13 protein-coding genes are annotated in these 14,872 nt (G+C 70.5%); 2 read left to right on the plus strand and 11 right to left on the minus strand.

All coding sequences use genetic code 11. The features are described 5' to 3' along the window. Positions 1-42: 42 nt before the first annotated feature. The 8 genes from QBL25_RS10980 to QBL25_RS11015 all read right to left on the minus strand — a co-directional run bounded on the left by QBL25_RS10980 (position 43) and on the right by QBL25_RS11015 (position 8,134). Positions 43-1,128: a S1 family peptidase gene (locus tag QBL25_RS10980; RefSeq protein ID WP_409056838.1), complete on the minus strand. Its 1,086-nt coding sequence runs from the start codon at positions 1,126-1,128 to the stop codon at positions 43-45. A gap of 275 nt (positions 1,129-1,403) precedes the next feature. Further along, on the minus strand, positions 1,404-2,267 hold the full coding sequence (locus QBL25_RS10985) for a slipin family protein (protein WP_409056839.1): 864 nt from the start codon (positions 2,265-2,267) through the stop codon (positions 1,404-1,406). 172 nt (positions 2,268-2,439) lie between these two features. Next, positions 2,440-3,339, minus strand: coding sequence for a S1 family peptidase (locus QBL25_RS10990; protein WP_409056840.1), 900 nt, complete (start codon positions 3,337-3,339; stop codon positions 2,440-2,442). 286 nt (positions 3,340-3,625) lie between these two features. Beyond that, positions 3,626-4,465, minus strand: a complete 840-nt coding sequence (locus QBL25_RS10995) for a DUF1684 domain-containing protein (RefSeq protein ID WP_409056841.1) — start codon at positions 4,463-4,465, stop codon at positions 3,626-3,628. Between the two features lie 158 nt (positions 4,466-4,623). Beyond that, positions 4,624-5,598: an ABC transporter substrate-binding protein gene (locus QBL25_RS11000; protein WP_409056842.1), complete on the minus strand. Its 975-nt coding sequence runs from the start codon at positions 5,596-5,598 to the stop codon at positions 4,624-4,626. 48 nt (positions 5,599-5,646) lie between these two features. Next, on the minus strand, positions 5,647-6,408 hold the full coding sequence (locus tag QBL25_RS11005) for an amino acid ABC transporter ATP-binding protein (protein WP_409056843.1): 762 nt from the start codon (positions 6,406-6,408) through the stop codon (positions 5,647-5,649). Then, positions 6,405-7,280, minus strand: a complete 876-nt coding sequence (locus tag QBL25_RS11010; RefSeq protein WP_409056844.1) for an amino acid ABC transporter permease — start codon at positions 7,278-7,280, stop codon at positions 6,405-6,407. Before QBL25_RS11010 ends, QBL25_RS11005 begins: the two co-directional genes overlap by 4 nt. Next, positions 7,277-8,134, minus strand: a complete 858-nt coding sequence (locus QBL25_RS11015; RefSeq protein ID WP_409056845.1) for an amino acid ABC transporter permease — start codon at positions 8,132-8,134, stop codon at positions 7,277-7,279. The genes QBL25_RS11010 and QBL25_RS11015 overlap by 4 nt, the downstream gene beginning before the upstream one ends. A 590-nt stretch (positions 8,135-8,724) precedes the next feature. Here QBL25_RS11015 and QBL25_RS11020 point away from each other — a divergent pair. Then, positions 8,725-9,684 (plus strand): transporter substrate-binding domain-containing protein, encoded by a 960-nt coding sequence (locus tag QBL25_RS11020; RefSeq protein WP_409056846.1) that lies wholly within the window; start codon positions 8,725-8,727, stop codon positions 9,682-9,684. A gap of 62 nt (positions 9,685-9,746) precedes the next feature. Here the strand turns inward: QBL25_RS11020 and QBL25_RS11025 are convergent, their stop codons facing one another. Next, positions 9,747-11,018, minus strand: coding sequence for a DUF5685 family protein (locus tag QBL25_RS11025; protein WP_409056847.1), 1,272 nt, complete (start codon positions 11,016-11,018; stop codon positions 9,747-9,749). A 289-nt stretch (positions 11,019-11,307) separates the two neighbouring features. Between QBL25_RS11025 and QBL25_RS11030 the strand changes: the two genes are divergently transcribed. After that, the gene (locus QBL25_RS11030; RefSeq protein WP_160504177.1) at positions 11,308-11,751 is read left to right on the plus strand and encodes a cell division protein SepF; all 444 of its coding nucleotides are present in this window, start codon (positions 11,308-11,310) and stop codon (positions 11,749-11,751) included. A gap of 13 nt (positions 11,752-11,764) precedes the next feature. Here the strand turns inward: QBL25_RS11030 and QBL25_RS11035 are convergent, their stop codons facing one another. Both QBL25_RS11035 and QBL25_RS11040 read right to left on the minus strand, forming a co-directional pair. Next, a complete protein-coding gene (locus tag QBL25_RS11035) occupies positions 11,765-12,961 on the minus strand; it encodes an acyl-CoA dehydrogenase family protein (RefSeq protein WP_409056848.1) in 1,197 nt (398 codons plus the stop codon). Positions 12,962-13,089: 128 nt separating this feature from the next. After that, the gene (locus QBL25_RS11040) at positions 13,090-14,715 is read right to left on the minus strand and encodes an MFS transporter (protein WP_409056849.1); all 1,626 of its coding nucleotides are present in this window, start codon (positions 14,713-14,715) and stop codon (positions 13,090-13,092) included. Between the last annotated feature and the right edge of the window lie 157 nt (positions 14,716-14,872).

A 14,872-nucleotide genomic window follows, 5' to 3' on the forward strand; every position in this document is an offset into this window, starting at 1 on the left:
CTGCCGGGAGCGCTGCCGAGGTACTAGCGAGGCGCCACGACCTCAGCCGATCTCCGCACCGAAGGCGCTCAGCGCTTCGGGCACCGGCTGGAAGAACGTCTCGCCGCCGGCGCTGCAGTCACCGCTGCCGCCCGAGGTCAGGCCGAGGGCCGTGTCCCCGGCGAAGAGCGCGCCGCCGCTGTCACCGGGCTCGGCGCAGACGTCGGTCTGGATGAGTCCGTTGACGATGTCGCCGTTGCCGTAGTTCACGGTGGCGTCGAGACCGGTGACCGTGCCGTCGTGCAGCTGCGTGGTCGAGCCGCTGCGCTGCACCTTCTGGCCGACGGTCGCGTCGCCCGCCTTGGTGATGGCCTGCGTCGAGCCGTTGTAGAGGTTCACCTCGCTCGGGTGCGCGGTGTCGCCGCTGTACTTGACGATGCCGTAGTCGTTGTCGGGGAAGCTGGAGCCCGCGTTCTCACCGATGACCGCGCCGCCCTGCTCCTGCGACCAGCTGGTGATCGACTCGGTGCAGTGGCCCGCGGTCAGGAAGTGCGGCGCACCGTCCTTGACCACGTTGAACCCGAGCGAGCAGCGGCCGCCGCCACCCCAGATGGCGTCGCCGCCCGCGATGAAGGGCTTGTACTCCCCCTTGGTCCGCTGGAGTTCGGCCTTGCCGCCGAGCCCCTTCACGACCGCGCCGAGCTTGTCGAGGTCGGCGCCCTTGACCGTGCGGTCGGCCGTGACGACGACCTTGTTGGTGGCCGGGTCGACCGCCCACGAGGTGCCGGGGATGGACGCCTTGTCGCTGAGGGTCGAGCGGGCGCCCTTCAGCTCGGCGAGGGAGTTCTCGACGATTCTCGCCTTGGCGCCCGCCGACTCGACGGCGTCGGCCGCGCTCTTGTCGAGGACGTTCACGACGAGGTGCTTGGCCTTGGCGTCGTAGTACGTGCCGGCGGCGTCCGGACCGAGGTCCTTGCCGAGGGACGAGGCGAGCTTTCCGGCCTTCGCGAGGGAGAGGGTGTCCGGCGTGGGGGTCGGGACACTCTCGCTGGCGTTCGCAGTCTGGAAGGTGATTCCGGCGGCGATCAGTGCGGTGATGCCCGCACCTGCCACGGCGGCACGTCGCTTGGATATGCGTCGGTGCTTCAACTCACGTCCTCCTGTGGGGGGTCGGCCCGTTCGGTGTGGGGACCTGAGGGCCGGAAGGCGTACCGGCACGGAGTCGCACACGCTGCGAAAGCCGCGTCCATGCCAAAGGGTGCGGCCCACTATCCCGATGCCGCCCGGTAGCACACAAGGTCTACTTCAGGACGCGCACGCGACAAACACCGCACGCCCCCCGGGCCTTCACCGGCGCCGGTCTCACCACGTCGGTTCCCGCTGCAAACACCCCGTGCGAGCGGGTGATCGGCAATGGGTGAGGACTAGTCCTGTCCGGTTTTCGACGCTCCGGGCACGCCTGACTCGGTCACGGCGGGCGCTTCGGGCACCGCCGTGACGGCGGCCTCGGGGGCGGCCGGCTGCTGCGCCTGCTGGGCCCGCTCCAGGAACCGGAGCAGCTCCACGGGGAAGGGCAGGACGAGCGTCGAGTTCTTCTCGGCGGCGACGGCCACCACGGTCTGGAGCAGCCGCAGTTGGAGCGCGGCGGGCTCCTCCGCCATCTGGTGCGCGGCCTCGGCCAGCTTCTTGGAGGCTTGCAGCTCGGCGTCCGCGTTGATCACGCGGGCCCGGCGCTCGCGGTCCGCCTCGGCCTGCCGGGCCATCGAGCGCTTCATCGTCTCCGGCAGCGAGACGTCCTTGATCTCGACCCGGTCGATCTGCACGCCCCACCCGACCGCCGGAGAGTCGATCATCAGCTCCAGGCCCTGGTTGAGCTTCTCGCGGTTGGAGAGCAGATCGTCGAGGTCGCTCTTGCCGATGATCGAGCGCAGAGACGTCTGGGCCATCTGCGAGACCGCGAACCGGTAGTCCTCCACCTGGACGACGGCCTCCGCCGCGTCGACCACCCGGAAGTAGATGACCGCGTCCACGCGCACCGTGACGTTGTCCCGGGTGATGCCGTCCTGCGCCGGGACCGGCATCGTCACGATCTGCATGTTCACCTTGTTCAGCCGGTCCACGAACGGCACGATCATCGTGAACCCGGGCCCCCGCACCGAACGCTGGAGCCGTCCGAGCCGGAGCACCACACCCCGTTCGTACTGTTTGACCACACGCGCCGCTGCCATGACATAGAGCGCTCCGGCAGACCCGACGGCCACTCCCGCCGCCACCAGCTCCTCGACCATGCCGGCCCCCCAGGGTCCGAATTGGGCGTGTTGGGCGTTCCCTTCGACGGTAACGCCGCAGGGCGCGCAAAGGGAGACGGGGGACGACGGGAGACGGGAGAGAGCCCCCGCCCGGACGTGCCGGACGGGGGCTCTCCCGCTGCTGGCCGCAGACTGATCTACGTGACGTGGATCAGTAGACGCTGACGCCGTACGCGCTCAGCGCCTCGGTGACCGGCTGGAAGAAGGTCGTGCCGCCCGAGGAGCAGTTGCCGCTGCCGCCCGAGGTGAGACCCAGCGCCTTGGTCCCCGCGTAGAGCGGGCCGCCGCTGTCGCCGGGCTCGGCGCAGACCGTGGTCTTGATCATGCCGTAGACGATGTCACCGCCGCCGTAGTTCACGGTCGCGTTCAGGCCGGTGACCCTGCCGCTGTGGGTGCCGGTGGTGGAGCCGCGCCGAGTGACGGCCTGGTTCACGGTGGCGTTGCCCGCACTGGTGATGTCCTGGCTGCCGACCGTGCCGGACTTGGTGACGGACGTGTTGGTGTACCGCACGATGCCGTAGTCGTTGGTCGGGAAGCTGGAGCCCGTGGTGGTTCCCAGGACCGTGGTCTTCGCGGAGTTGGACCACCAGGTGCCCGCGCCGTCGGTGCAGTGACCGGCGGTCAGGAAGTAGTACGTGCTGCCGCTGCGGACGTTGAAGCCGAGCGAACAGCGCCAGCTGGACGCGTAGATCGCGTCGCCGCCGGAGATCAGCTTGGTGAACTTGCCGGGAGTGCGCTCGACCTTGAGGGCGCCCGCGTTGCTGCCCGCCGCCTCCTTGATCTTGGCGATCTCGGCCTGGGAGACGGTGCTGTCGGCGGTGACGACCAGACGGTTCGTCGCCTTGTCGACGCTCCATGCGGTGCCTGCGACATCCGCGTCGAGCACCGCGTCGCTCGCCTTGGTGAGCTGCGCCGAGCTGAAGGTGGCGACGTCGTCGGCGTTGGCAGCGGGGACGGCGAGCGCGCCGACGGCCACGAGTCCGGTGGCCACGGCGAGCAGACGAGTACGTCTCGCTATGCCGCTGCGGGGGGTGGTGCGCTTGTTCCTCACTTGTTGTTCCTCCCGGGGGGAAGTCAGTGGGCCCGTGTGGGTTGCGGGTCCGTGAGGCGCAGCCAAGGGACAAAAAGGCAAGCCGGATTCCGGTTACGCCGTGCCCCTGACAAGCGCTGCTCGGGAGTATTGGGGCCGGGGACAGCACGCACAAGGGCGTCTTTCGGCCGTCGGACACCTGCATGCCGAGCGGCCCCGACGGCTGTCGTACCTGTCGTACGCCGTCGGGGCTCGGGTCATCGGCCGTGCTTCTGGCTGCTCCTGGCTTCTGCCTGTTTCAGACGTGTCAGCGCCCCACGAGGTTCCGTTCTCCGGCGGCGATCTCTGTGCCGAGGGTGTTCCCGGGAGGCGGGAAGGGGCAGATGAAGTGATCGGCGAAGGCGCACGGGGGCAGCAGCGCCCGGTTGAAGTCGACGGTCGTGCGCCCCTCGGCGTCCGGCGCGGCGGGCCGCAGGAACCGGAACCGGTAGCTGGAGACCCCGCTGGTCGCGTCCCCGAAGACCGCCCACAAGGAGCCGTCCCCCTCCACCGACACCTGGAGCGTGTACTCCTTTCCGGCCAGGGTGAACGCCAGCTCGCCCCCGAGGCCGAGCCCCCGCTCGACCCCGTCCGCGTTGCCGACCCGGACCGTGCGCACCCCGTCCACCGTGCTGTCGGCGGCGTACGGCGTGAAGCGCCCGGGCACCGCCCAGCGCGCGTCGTACGCGGTGGCCTCGATGCCCCGGAACGCGCGGCGCGCGGCGGCCCCGGGGTCGAAGTCGCGTACCGCCCAGAGGCCTTCGCGGCGCAGCACCACCAGACGGCGGTCGCCGTGCCCGACGCGGGCCGCGCCGACCGGGCCGGGATCGGCGGTGAGCCGGGCCTCCCCGTCGAAGAGCCGTCCGTCGAGGGTGAGCCCGTCGTCGGTCCGCGCGGTCAGGACGAGCTCGTCGCCCGCCTCGGTCCAGCGCCCGGGGATGTCCGGAAGCGAACCATCCGGGTGGTCCGCGAGCCAGTGGGTGCCGGTGAGGGAGAGCGGGCCGTAGGACGCCGACACCGCCTCCGTCCGCTGCTCGTGCCAGCGCTTCCAGTCGAGTGCCGCGTCCTTCCGCTCGTGTGCCGCGTCCGTCGATGCGTCCGTCGTCATGTGATCAACCCTTCCATACGGGCCCGCCCGGCCCGAGAGGTGGGCGCGGCGCCGCGCCCTCGTGTTCCGCCCTGGGCATCCGCCCCGCAGCCGCTACCCGGTCGCTTCCCGGTGCTCTTGCCGCTCCCCCGTCCCTCCCTGCCGCCTCCTGCCGCTTCCTACGGCTTCGGCAGACCCTTGGGGTTGATCTGCGACTCCTTCACGGCCTCGTCCTCCAGGCCCCAGCGCTTCAGGACCTTGGCGCAACTGCCGTCCTCGATCACGTGGTTGAGCGCGGCGGCATAGGCGTCGACGAGTCCGCTGTCCTTCTTCGTGGTGGCGGCGATCTCGCCCTGGATGCTCGGGCCGCCGCCCGACATCGTGCCGATGATCTTCGTCTGCCCCGACGACGCCACGTGGTAGGCGGCCGAGGGGTTCGGGCCGAGGTAGGCGTCGATGCGTCCCGACTGGAGGGCGAGGTAGTAGTCGGAGTCCTTCTGGAAGTACTTGATGGCCACGGGCTCACGCCCGGCCTTCTCGTTCTGCTCGCTCCAGTCGACGAGGATCTTCTCCTGGTTGGTGCCGGAGGAGACCGCGATCGACTTGCCGGCCACGTCCGCCGGCTTCTTCGCCGTCCAGTCGGCGTCCTTGCGGGCCTCGAAGGCGATGTTGTCGTGGCGGTAGGTCGCGAAGTCGTACTTCTCCTTGCGCTCCTCGGTCACGGTGACGTTCGAGAAGACGCCGTCGAACTTTCCGCTGTCCAGGCCGACGAAGAGGTTCTCCCAGGAGACCTGCTCGAACTTCGGCTTCAGGCCGAGCGTGTCGGCGACCAGGCTCGCGATGTCGACCTCCGAGCCGATCCGCGTCTTGTCGTCGGTGGCGTAGAAACCGAGGGGCGCGACCGAGTCGGCGCTGCCGCCGAGCCGCAGCGTGCCGCGCTCGCGCACCGCCGCGGGCACGAGCTTCGCGGCCGCGGCGTCCTTCTTCCCGCGGACGCGGTTCTGGTCGGGCCCGATGTTGATGTCGCCGACCTTCTTGGTGCCGGGCTCGCCGCCGCCGGTCGCGGCGTCGCTGTCCCCGCCGCAGGCGCCGAGCAGGGGTGCGAGGACCAGGGCGGCGGCGGAGAGGGAGAGGGTGGTGCGTCGGGAAGACATGCGGGAGCTCCTGGAGAATGGAGAATCTGGGCCGGAGAGGGAATCGGGCTAGAGAACCTTGGAGAGAAACGCGCGGGTGCGGTCGTGCCGTGGACGGTCCAGCACGTCGCCGGGGGTGCCCTGCTCGACGATGAGTCCCTCGTCCATGAAGACGACCGTGTCGGCGACCTCGCGCGCGAAGCCGATCTCATGGGTGACGACGATCATCGTGGTGCCCTGGCGGGCCAGGTCCTTGATGACGTCGAGGACCTCGCCGACCAGTTCGGGGTCGAGCGCGGACGTCGGCTCGTCGAAGAGGAGCAGCTTCGGCTCCAGGGCGAGGGCGCGGGCGATGGCCACGCGCTGCTGCTGCCCGCCGGAGAGCTGCTTGGGGTAGGCGTCCGCCTTGTCGGCGAGACCGACCCGGGCCAGCAGGGTCCCGGCGTCCAGGGCGGCCTGCTTGCGTGGCCGCTTCAGCGCCGAGACGGGCGCCTCGACGATGTTCTCCAGGACGGTCAGGTGCGGGAAGAGGTTGAAGTTCTGGAAGACGAAGCCGATCTGGGTGCGCTGCTTGAGCACCTCGCGTTCGCGCAGCTCGTACAGCTTGTCGCCGGAGCGCCGGTAGCCGACGAGCGCGCCGTCGACGCTGATCCAGCCCTTGTCCACCTTCTCCAGGTGGTTGATGGCGCGCAGGAGCGTGGACTTGCCGGAGCCGGAGGGGCCGAGGATGACGGTGACCTCGCCCTTGCGCACCTCCAGATCGAGACCCCGCAGGACTTCCAGGGTCCCGAAGGACTTGTGTACGGACCGGAGTTCGACCATCGCGCTCATCGCGATGCCCCCTTCGAGAAGTGACGTTCGACGTAGTGCTGGAGGACGGAGAGGGCGCTGGTGAGCAGGACGTACCAGGCGGTGGCGACCATCAGGAGCGGCACGACCCGGCCGTTGCGGCCGTAGATGACCTGCACCTGATAGAAGAGCTCGCCGATCGCCATCACGGAGACGATCGAGGTGCCCTTGAAGAGGGAGATGATCTCGTTGGCCGCGTTGGGCAGGATCGAGCGCATCGCCTGCGGCAGGACGATCCGGCGGATCTGCCGCAGCCGGGGGATGCCGAGCGCGGCCGCCGCCTCCAGCTGGCCGCTGTCGACGGACAGCACGCCCGCGCGCACGATCTCGGCGGCGTACGCGGCCTGGTGCAGGGCGAGCCCGAGGACCGCCGCGCTCATCGCTCCGACCAGGCCCATCGTGTCGAAGGAGAAGAAGCCGGGCCCGAAGGGGATCCCGAACCGGAGCTCCTTGTAGAGGTAGGCCAGGTTGAACCAGAACAGCAGCTGCACGATCAGCGGGATCGACCGGAACGCCCAGATGTAGCCGAAGGCCACCGCCCGCAGGAAGGGGCTGGCCGAGAGCCGCATGAAGGCGATCACGATGCCGAGCGCGAAGCCGAGTGCCGTGCCGTAGAAGGTGAGCTGGAGGGTGATCCAGACCGCCTTGAGGATCACGTCGGCGGTGAAGAACTCGGCGAACACCTCCCACTCCCAGCCGGGGTTGGTGGCGAGGCCGTGCGCGAACTGGGCCACCAGGACCGCCGTCGCGACGACGGCCGCCCAGCGCCAGGGGTGGCGTACGGGGACGACCTTCAGCGCGCCGAAGTCCTCCTTGGCCGTGTCACCGGCCGGCTTGCGTTCCGTCAGGCTCATCGGGAGCGCTCCGAACCGCGCGCGTAGTGCCGCTCCACGTAGTACTGGCCGACGCTGAGCAGCGAGGTGATCACGACGTACCAGATGGTCGCGACCAGGAGCAGCGGGATGACCTGGTAGGTGCGGTGGTAGACGAGCTGCACGGAGTACAGCAGGTCCTGCACGGCGATCACGCTGACGATGGACGTGCCCTTGAGCGTGCCGATCAGCATGTTCCCGGCGGGCGGCACGATGGAGCGCATGGCCTGCGGCAGGACGATCCGCCGCCATCGGCGCCACCGGCTGATCCCGAGCGCCTGCGCGGCCTCGATCTGGCCGCGGTCGACGGAGAGGATCCCGCCGCGCACCACCTCGGCGGCGTACGCGGCCTCGTGCAGGGTGAGCCCGATGACGGCGATGGTGAGGGGCCCGAGGAGGTTCACCGTCTTCACGCCGAAGAGGTACGGGTACAGCGCCCCGATGTTGAACCAGAACAGCAGCTGCACCAGGATCGGCATCGACCGGAACAGCCACACATAGCCCCAGCTGACCGCGCGCAGCACAGGATTGGACGAGAGCCGGCCCAGGGCGAGCACCGCGCCGAGCGCGAAGCCGAGCGCCATGACGACGGCGGTCAGCCAGAGCGTGAGCCACAGCCCGCGCAGCACGGACGCCGAGGTGAAGTGGTCGCCGACGACGTCCCACTGGAACGCGTCGTTGCGGACGACGGAGTTGAGGGCGAGCGCGAGGAGCACGAGGACCGCAGCGGCGGCCACCCACTGCCCGACGCGGCGCTGCGGCACGATCAGCGGGACATCGGGGGGCGGGTCCTGGGCAGGTGCGGTCGCGGCTTTGGCGAGCGTGTCGGAAGACATGGCGAAGGCTCCGTGGATGTCGGAGATCCCCGGCGCACGGCGCGATCGCAGGGCGAAGCGCTCGGCGGGAGATCACACACGGGTGATGCCTTCACACGGACCGAGCCCCTCAGCACGATCCGCCCTGAGAGTACGGGGCGCTTTCGGCCCGCTGTCAAGGCTGTCCAGGATATGAGCGGTACGTCTCACGGCAGTTGACGGGGAAACGGATGCCTGCTCCACTTGCCCCATGCATCCGCAGCAGTGGCTGGTCACGCGCTCCCACATCGACTTCGGTCGAGTGTGGTCGGCGTCGTGTTCGACGACTCTCTGAGCCGACCCCCTGCGCGCTGAGCCCACCCGTTCCCGGGCCTCCTTCACCGCGTCCGCCGCGTTCTCTGTGTTCGCTGCGTTCTCTGTGTTCGCCGCGTTCTCTGTGTTCGCCGCGCTCCTCACGTTCTCCGCGTTCGTCGGGCATCTCCCGTGCGCCCACGCGTCATCGACCTCGCCTTCACACGCGTACACCGCCGCCGCACCGTTCTGAGCGACGGCACCCCTCCCTCGTACGTCCGCTTCGCCCTGCCCTGCCGCCTGATGGAGAGCCTCACGCCATGAGCACGTTTCCGCATGCCCGCCGCATCCCCGCCGCCTTCGCCCTGATCACCGCCGCCACGCTCACGCTCACCGCCTGCGGCTCCGGCGGGTCCGCCGGCACGGCGGTCGGCGCGGCACCCGCGGGCAAGAGCGACAAGATCCCCACGCAGGACGTGGTCTCCTCGGTCAAGAAGAACGCGGCGGCCGCCGAGCTCCTGCCCGCGGACGTACGCGAGCGGGGCACCCTGAGTCTGGCGACCGCCGTCGGGGGCAGTCCGCCCGGCAACACCTATCTGGAGGACGGCAAGACGATCGTCGGGCAGGACGCCGACTTCGCGGAGGCCGTCGCCAAGGCGCTCGGACTGAAGCTGAAGCGCGAGGCCGCGAGCTTCGAGGCGATCCTGCCCGCCCTGGACAGCGGGAAGTACGACCTGGGCACCGGCAACTTCGGCGTGACCGAGGAGCGGCGCAAGACCATCGACTTCGTCACGTACATCAACGACGGCCAGGGCTTCGCCGTGCGCGACGACAGCAAGCTGAAGAAGGTCACCGACTTCAAGCAGCTGTGCGGTCTGAACGTGGCGACCGGCGCGGGCACCACCTTCGAGGTCACCCTGGAGGACAACAAGCACGTGTGCGCGGACGCGGGCAAGAAGCCGTACAGCGTGAAGACGTACGCCGAGCAGGGCGCGGTCTGGGGCTCGCTCCAGCAGGGCCGCACCGACGTGGTGATGTCCACGATCAACGGACTGCGCTACGCGGTCGCCCACCAGGAGGGCCTGAAGTTCCTCGGCGAGTACCACCGCCTCGACGTCGGCTTCGCCTTCAAGAAGGGCACGAAGCTGGCGCCGGCCTTCCGGGCCGCGGTGAACCAGCTGATCGAGGACGGGACCTACGACCGCATCCTGAAGAAGTGGGGCACCGAGGACTCGGCGATCAAGACGTCACGGATCTCCCCGCCGGAGATCAAGGACTGAGCCGCCGCCCGCGGGCCGGTCGCGGCCGGCCGCGGGGTTCGTCGCGGCGGGCCGCGGGGTTCCTACAGCCCGCAGTCACAGCACTGGCAGCACTCGCAGACACCGCAGCAGCCGCAGTCGCCGCAGTTGGCGCAGCAGCCCTCGCGCTTCTTGCGGGACCAGGGGCCCTCGTAGGAGTCGGCGCAGCACAGCTTGCAGGTGCAGCAGAGGCCGATGGCGACCGCGCACCCCGCCCAGAAGCCCCGCTTGCCCGGCTTCGGCGGCTGGGGCCCGGACCCGGGCCCTCCCCCGAACCCGCCGGGACCCCCGGGACCACCCGGGGCGCCCGGCACCCCGCCTCCGTACGGATTGCCACCTCCGTACGGGGACCGCGGGCCGTACGGACCGCTGGAGGGAGGTCCGTACGGTCCGCCCTGGTCCGGCGGCGGGCCGAAGGAACCGGCCTGATGAGCCGTCACCTCGTGGGCGTGTCCGCACGCGTCGGTGCCGAAGGCCCGGTCGACCGAGCGCTCCAGCTCGTGCGCGAGCAGCACGTGGGCGAGCTTGCCGTCGGTGAACGTGGCGTCGCGCAGCGCGAGCCGGATGCCGTGCAGGGCGTCGTCGGCCAGGCGCCGGGCCTCGGCCAGGCCGGTGCCGGTGGCCGTCAGGGGGTTCCACGCGCCCGACGCGGCGTCAGCTTCCTTGTCCTCCACGGCGTCCAGGAGGTGCGCGAGCCTGCCGAAGAGCCGTCCGGCCTCGGCGAGCGGCTCCGCGTTCTCCGGCCTGCCCGCGAGGACGGCGGTGTGCGCGAAGGCCGCGGCGGTCGCGGTCTCGGTGGGCTCGGTGACCGTGAGCAGGGAGGTGCCGGGCCCGGCCAAGCCCTCGATCCCGGCCTGCCGTTCGACGGCGTCGAGCAGGACCGCCGTGTCGAAGCCCACGTCGGCGCCGGTGCGGGCGCCCGCCCGGTCCCAGCCGCGGGCGACCTTCCGGGCGGCGGCGGCCACCGGCCGGCGCGCCAGGATGCCGTCCCCGTCGACGACGTGGTCGCGCACCTTCGCCGAGGCGAGCACCAGCGAGACGGCGGCGGCGAGCCGTGCGCCCTCGCCCCGCGCGACGGACGCGGTGCGCATGCCGCGCAGCGGACAGGGGCCCGCGGTACGGCGCCGGCCGGTCGACTGCTGGGCCTGAGCCTCCGTCAGAACCGAGATGATCAGGCCGTCGTAGTTCGTCACGACACGGGCGAACTGCCCGTGGTCACCGCGCAGCGCGAGGCAGAGACCGCACAGATGCGCCATCCATTGTGTCTTCAGGCTCTCGCCGAGACGATGGCTGCATGGCCTGACGATTCCGAACATACGACTCCCCCGTGAGCCTGCCGCTGATCAACTCGGGCATCGTATCGAGGGGTCCGTTCACCCGGACGCACCGGTCGTCACCCATACGCCGTGAAGAATCATATTTCACTCACTGTCAGCAGCCGTACACAGCAGGACCCTTGCGGAATCACGCGTCACGGCGTGTTGACTCTGCACCAGTACCGTCACGAAAACCCCGCGCGGCGACTATCCACTTGGCGCACTATCCGCATCATGGACGAACATGGGGATAGGGATCGCAGAAAGCCCGCTGTGAGAGGAGGCGTCCATGGGATCGGTGCGCAAGGCGAGTGCCTGGCTTGGCCTCGTCGACGACAACAACAATGACGAGCGTTACTACGACGGCTACGACGACGACGGGGCCGAGGGGCCCGGCGAAGCCTGGGTGACCGACCCGCGGGTGCGGGTGGTCGCCGAGGCCGCCGAAGAGGAAGGCCGCCGGATCGGCACCGTGACCCCGGACAGCTTCCGGGACGCGCGGGGCATCGGTGAGCTCTTCCGGGACGGTGTGCCGGTCATCATCAACCTCACGTCGATGGAGCCCGGCGACGCCAAGCGCGTCGTGGACTTCGCGGCGGGCCTGACGTTCGGGCTGCGCGGCTCCATCGAGCGCGTGGCGACGCGGGTCTTCCTGCTCACCCCCGCCGACACGCATATCGTCAACGGGGAGGCGACGAGCCGTCCGACGGACGGTTTCTTCAACCAGAGCTAGCGGGCGAGGCCGCTCACCGGAAGGCGTCGAGGCCGGTGAGCGCCTTGCCCAACACGAGTTGATGCATCTCGACGGTGCCCTCATAGGTGAGCACCGATTCGAGGTTCGTCGCATGCCGCATCACGGGGTACTCGAGCGAGATCCCGTTCGCGCCCAGGATCGTCCGGGACGTGCGGCAGATCTCGATCGCTTCTCGTACGTTGTTGAGCTTGCCGAAGCTGACCTGCTCGGGTCGGAGCCTGCCCGCGTCCAGGCGCCGGCCGAGGTGGTGCGCGAGCAGGATGCCCTTGTGCAGCTCGACCGCCATGTCGGCGAGCTTGGCCTGGGTGAGCTGGAAGCCGCCGATGGGCCTGCCGAACTGCTCGCGGGTCTTGGAGTACGCGACGGCCGCCTCGAAGGAGGAGCGGGCGGCGCCCATGGCTCCCCAGACGATGCCGTAGCGCGCGTGGGAGAGACAGCTCAGGGGGCCCTTGAGCCCGGTGACCTCGGGCAGCACCGCGTCGGCGGGCAGCCGGACCTCGTCCAGCACCAGTTCGCTGGTGACGCTCGCGCGCAGCGACCACTTGTGCTTGATCTCGGGAGCCGAGAAGCCGGGGGCGTCGGTGGGGACGACGAAGCCCCTGATCCCGTCGTCGGTGTGCGCCCAGACCACGGCGACACCGGCCACCGAGCCGTTGGTGATCCACATCTTGCGCCCGGTGAGCACCCAGTCGGTGCCGTCCTTCTTGGCGAAGGTGCGCATGGAGGCCGGGTCGGACCCGTGGTCGGGCTCGGTCAGGCCGAAGCAGCCGATGATCTCGCCCGCGGCCATGCCGGGCAGCCAGCGCTGCTTCTGCTCCTCGGAGCCGAAGCGGTGGATGGCGTACATGGCCAGGGAGCCCTGCACGGAGACGAGCGAGCGGATGCCGGAGTCGGCGGCCTCCAGCTCCAGGCACGCGAGCCCGTACTGCACGGAGCTCGCCCCGGCGCAGCCGTAGCCCTCCAGGGACATGCCGAGCGCGCCGAGCGAGCCGAGCTCACGGGCCAGCTCGCGGATGCCGGGCAGCTCGCCCTTCTCGTACCAGTCGGCGATGTGCGGCAGGACGCGGTCGGCGGCCCAGGTGCGGACGGTCCCGCGGATCGCGAGGTCCTCCGGCTCCAGGAGGTCGTCGATGCCGAGGGGGTCGGCGGGGTCGAAGGGCGGCAGGGGCGTACGGCTGCGTGCGGACATCTCGGGCCTCCGGCGGTGCAAAAACTAGCAGTGGTAGTTACTTACGGCTCGGGTTGACGTTACGACGCGGGGTCACGCAGGAACAAGGGCGGGTGGGCGGCGCACCCTCCGGCCGGGGCCGGGAGGCGTCAGCGGACGGATTCCGCGGGGACCCCCGCCTCGCCCCGGGGCGAGGGCACCCCCTGGTCGGGAAGCGCCTCCGCGCCCCCGCACTCCATGGTGCGCGGCAGCTTCAGGGCCATCAGCGCGCCGAGCAGCAGCAGCCCCGCGCTGACCAGCAGGGTCACGTGCAGTCCGTGCACGAAGGACTCGCGCGCCGCGCTGCGCAGCGCCTCGCCCGCCCGGCCGCCGAGCCCCGCGGCGACTTCGTACGCCTCGCCCAGCGAGTGGCCCGCGGCGGCGCTCTCCTTGGCGGGGACGCCCGGCACGGACGACAGGCCGGGCGCGTACGCCGCGTTCATGACGCTGCCGAGCAGCGCGATGCCGATGCCCGCGCCCAGCTGGTACGAGGTCTCGCCGATCGCGGCGGCGCCGCCCGCCTGCGCCTGGGGCGCCTCGCTGAGCATCGACTCGTACGACCCGAAGAGGGTGGTCTGGAGGCCGAGGCCGAGCAGCACGAAGCTGGTGATCATCAGCGGGTCGTTGAGCTGGTCGCCCATCCCGGTGAGCACCACCACCGCCACCGCGGTCAGGGTGAAGCCGGAGGCGACCATCGTGCGCGGCCCGAAGCGGTGCAGGAACTTCGATCCGGCCAGGCCCGCGACCATCGCGGCGACGGTGAGCGGCACGAGCCGCATGCCGGTCTCCAGCGGGGACAGGCCGAGCACCAGCTGGAGGTACTGCGCGGCGACCAGCTCAAGGCCCACCAGGGCGAGCATCGCGAGCACGATGCAGCCGAGCGAGGTGCTGAACGCGGGCCGCGCGAACATCGACAGGTCGATGAGCGGGTGCGTGCGCCGCCGCTGCCTGCGCACGAAGCCGACCAGGAGGACCGCGCCGAGGAAGAACGAGAGGAGGGTGGTCATGCCGAACGGCGACTCGCCGCCGCCCGCCCGCTTGACCGCGAACACCAGGCCGAAGAGGCCGCCCGCGGCCATCAGCGCGCCGACGACGTCCCACGGCCCGTCGCGGTCGCCCGTCGACTCGGGCAGGAGCAGGCGCCCGATGGGCAGGCTGACCAGCATCAGCGGGATGTTTATGAGGAAGACCGAGCCCCACCAGAAGTGCTCCAGGAGGAAGCCGCCGAGCAGCGGCCCGCCCGCGGCGCCGATGCCGGCCACCGCGCTCCACACCCCGATGGCGACGGCGCGCTCACGCCGGTCGGGGAAGACCTGGCGCAGGATCGAGAGGGTCGCGGGCATGATCATCGCGCCGCCGATGCCGAGCAGGGCGCGGGCCGCGATCAGGATCTGGGCGTTGTCCGCCATGGCCGCGACGGCCGAGGCCACGCCGAAGAGCGCGTACCCGAGGAGGAGCACGCGTCTGCGGCCCACCCGGTCGCCGAGCGTGCCGAAGAGGATGAGCAGCGAGGCGCAGACCAGCGGATAGACGTCCACGATCCACAGCAGCTCGATGCCGCCGGGCTTCAGGTCCTCGGTGACGGCGGGCACCGCCACGTGCAGGACGGTGGCGTCCACGGCGACGAGCAGCAGGCTGACACAGAGAACGACGAGCACCAGCCAGCGGTTGGCGCCGCCCTGCGACCCGGGTACCCGACGGCCGGAAGGAGCGGTGGCCGTGGTTGAACCCGACATGTGCGATACCTCCCAGTGATCCCTCGCATCGGCGGCCCCGCGGAACGTGATCTCCCAGCTGGCGGCGGCGAAAGGCGAGTGAGCCGTCAGAGTACGCGAGTTCACGGCCGTGGCGCGTGGCGGACCTCTCATGGTTGAGCGGAGAGGGTGTGGCGTA

This window comes from Streptomyces sp. SYP-A7185 (assembly GCF_046103685.1).
Classification (GTDB): domain Bacteria; phylum Actinomycetota; class Actinomycetes; order Streptomycetales; family Streptomycetaceae; genus Streptomyces.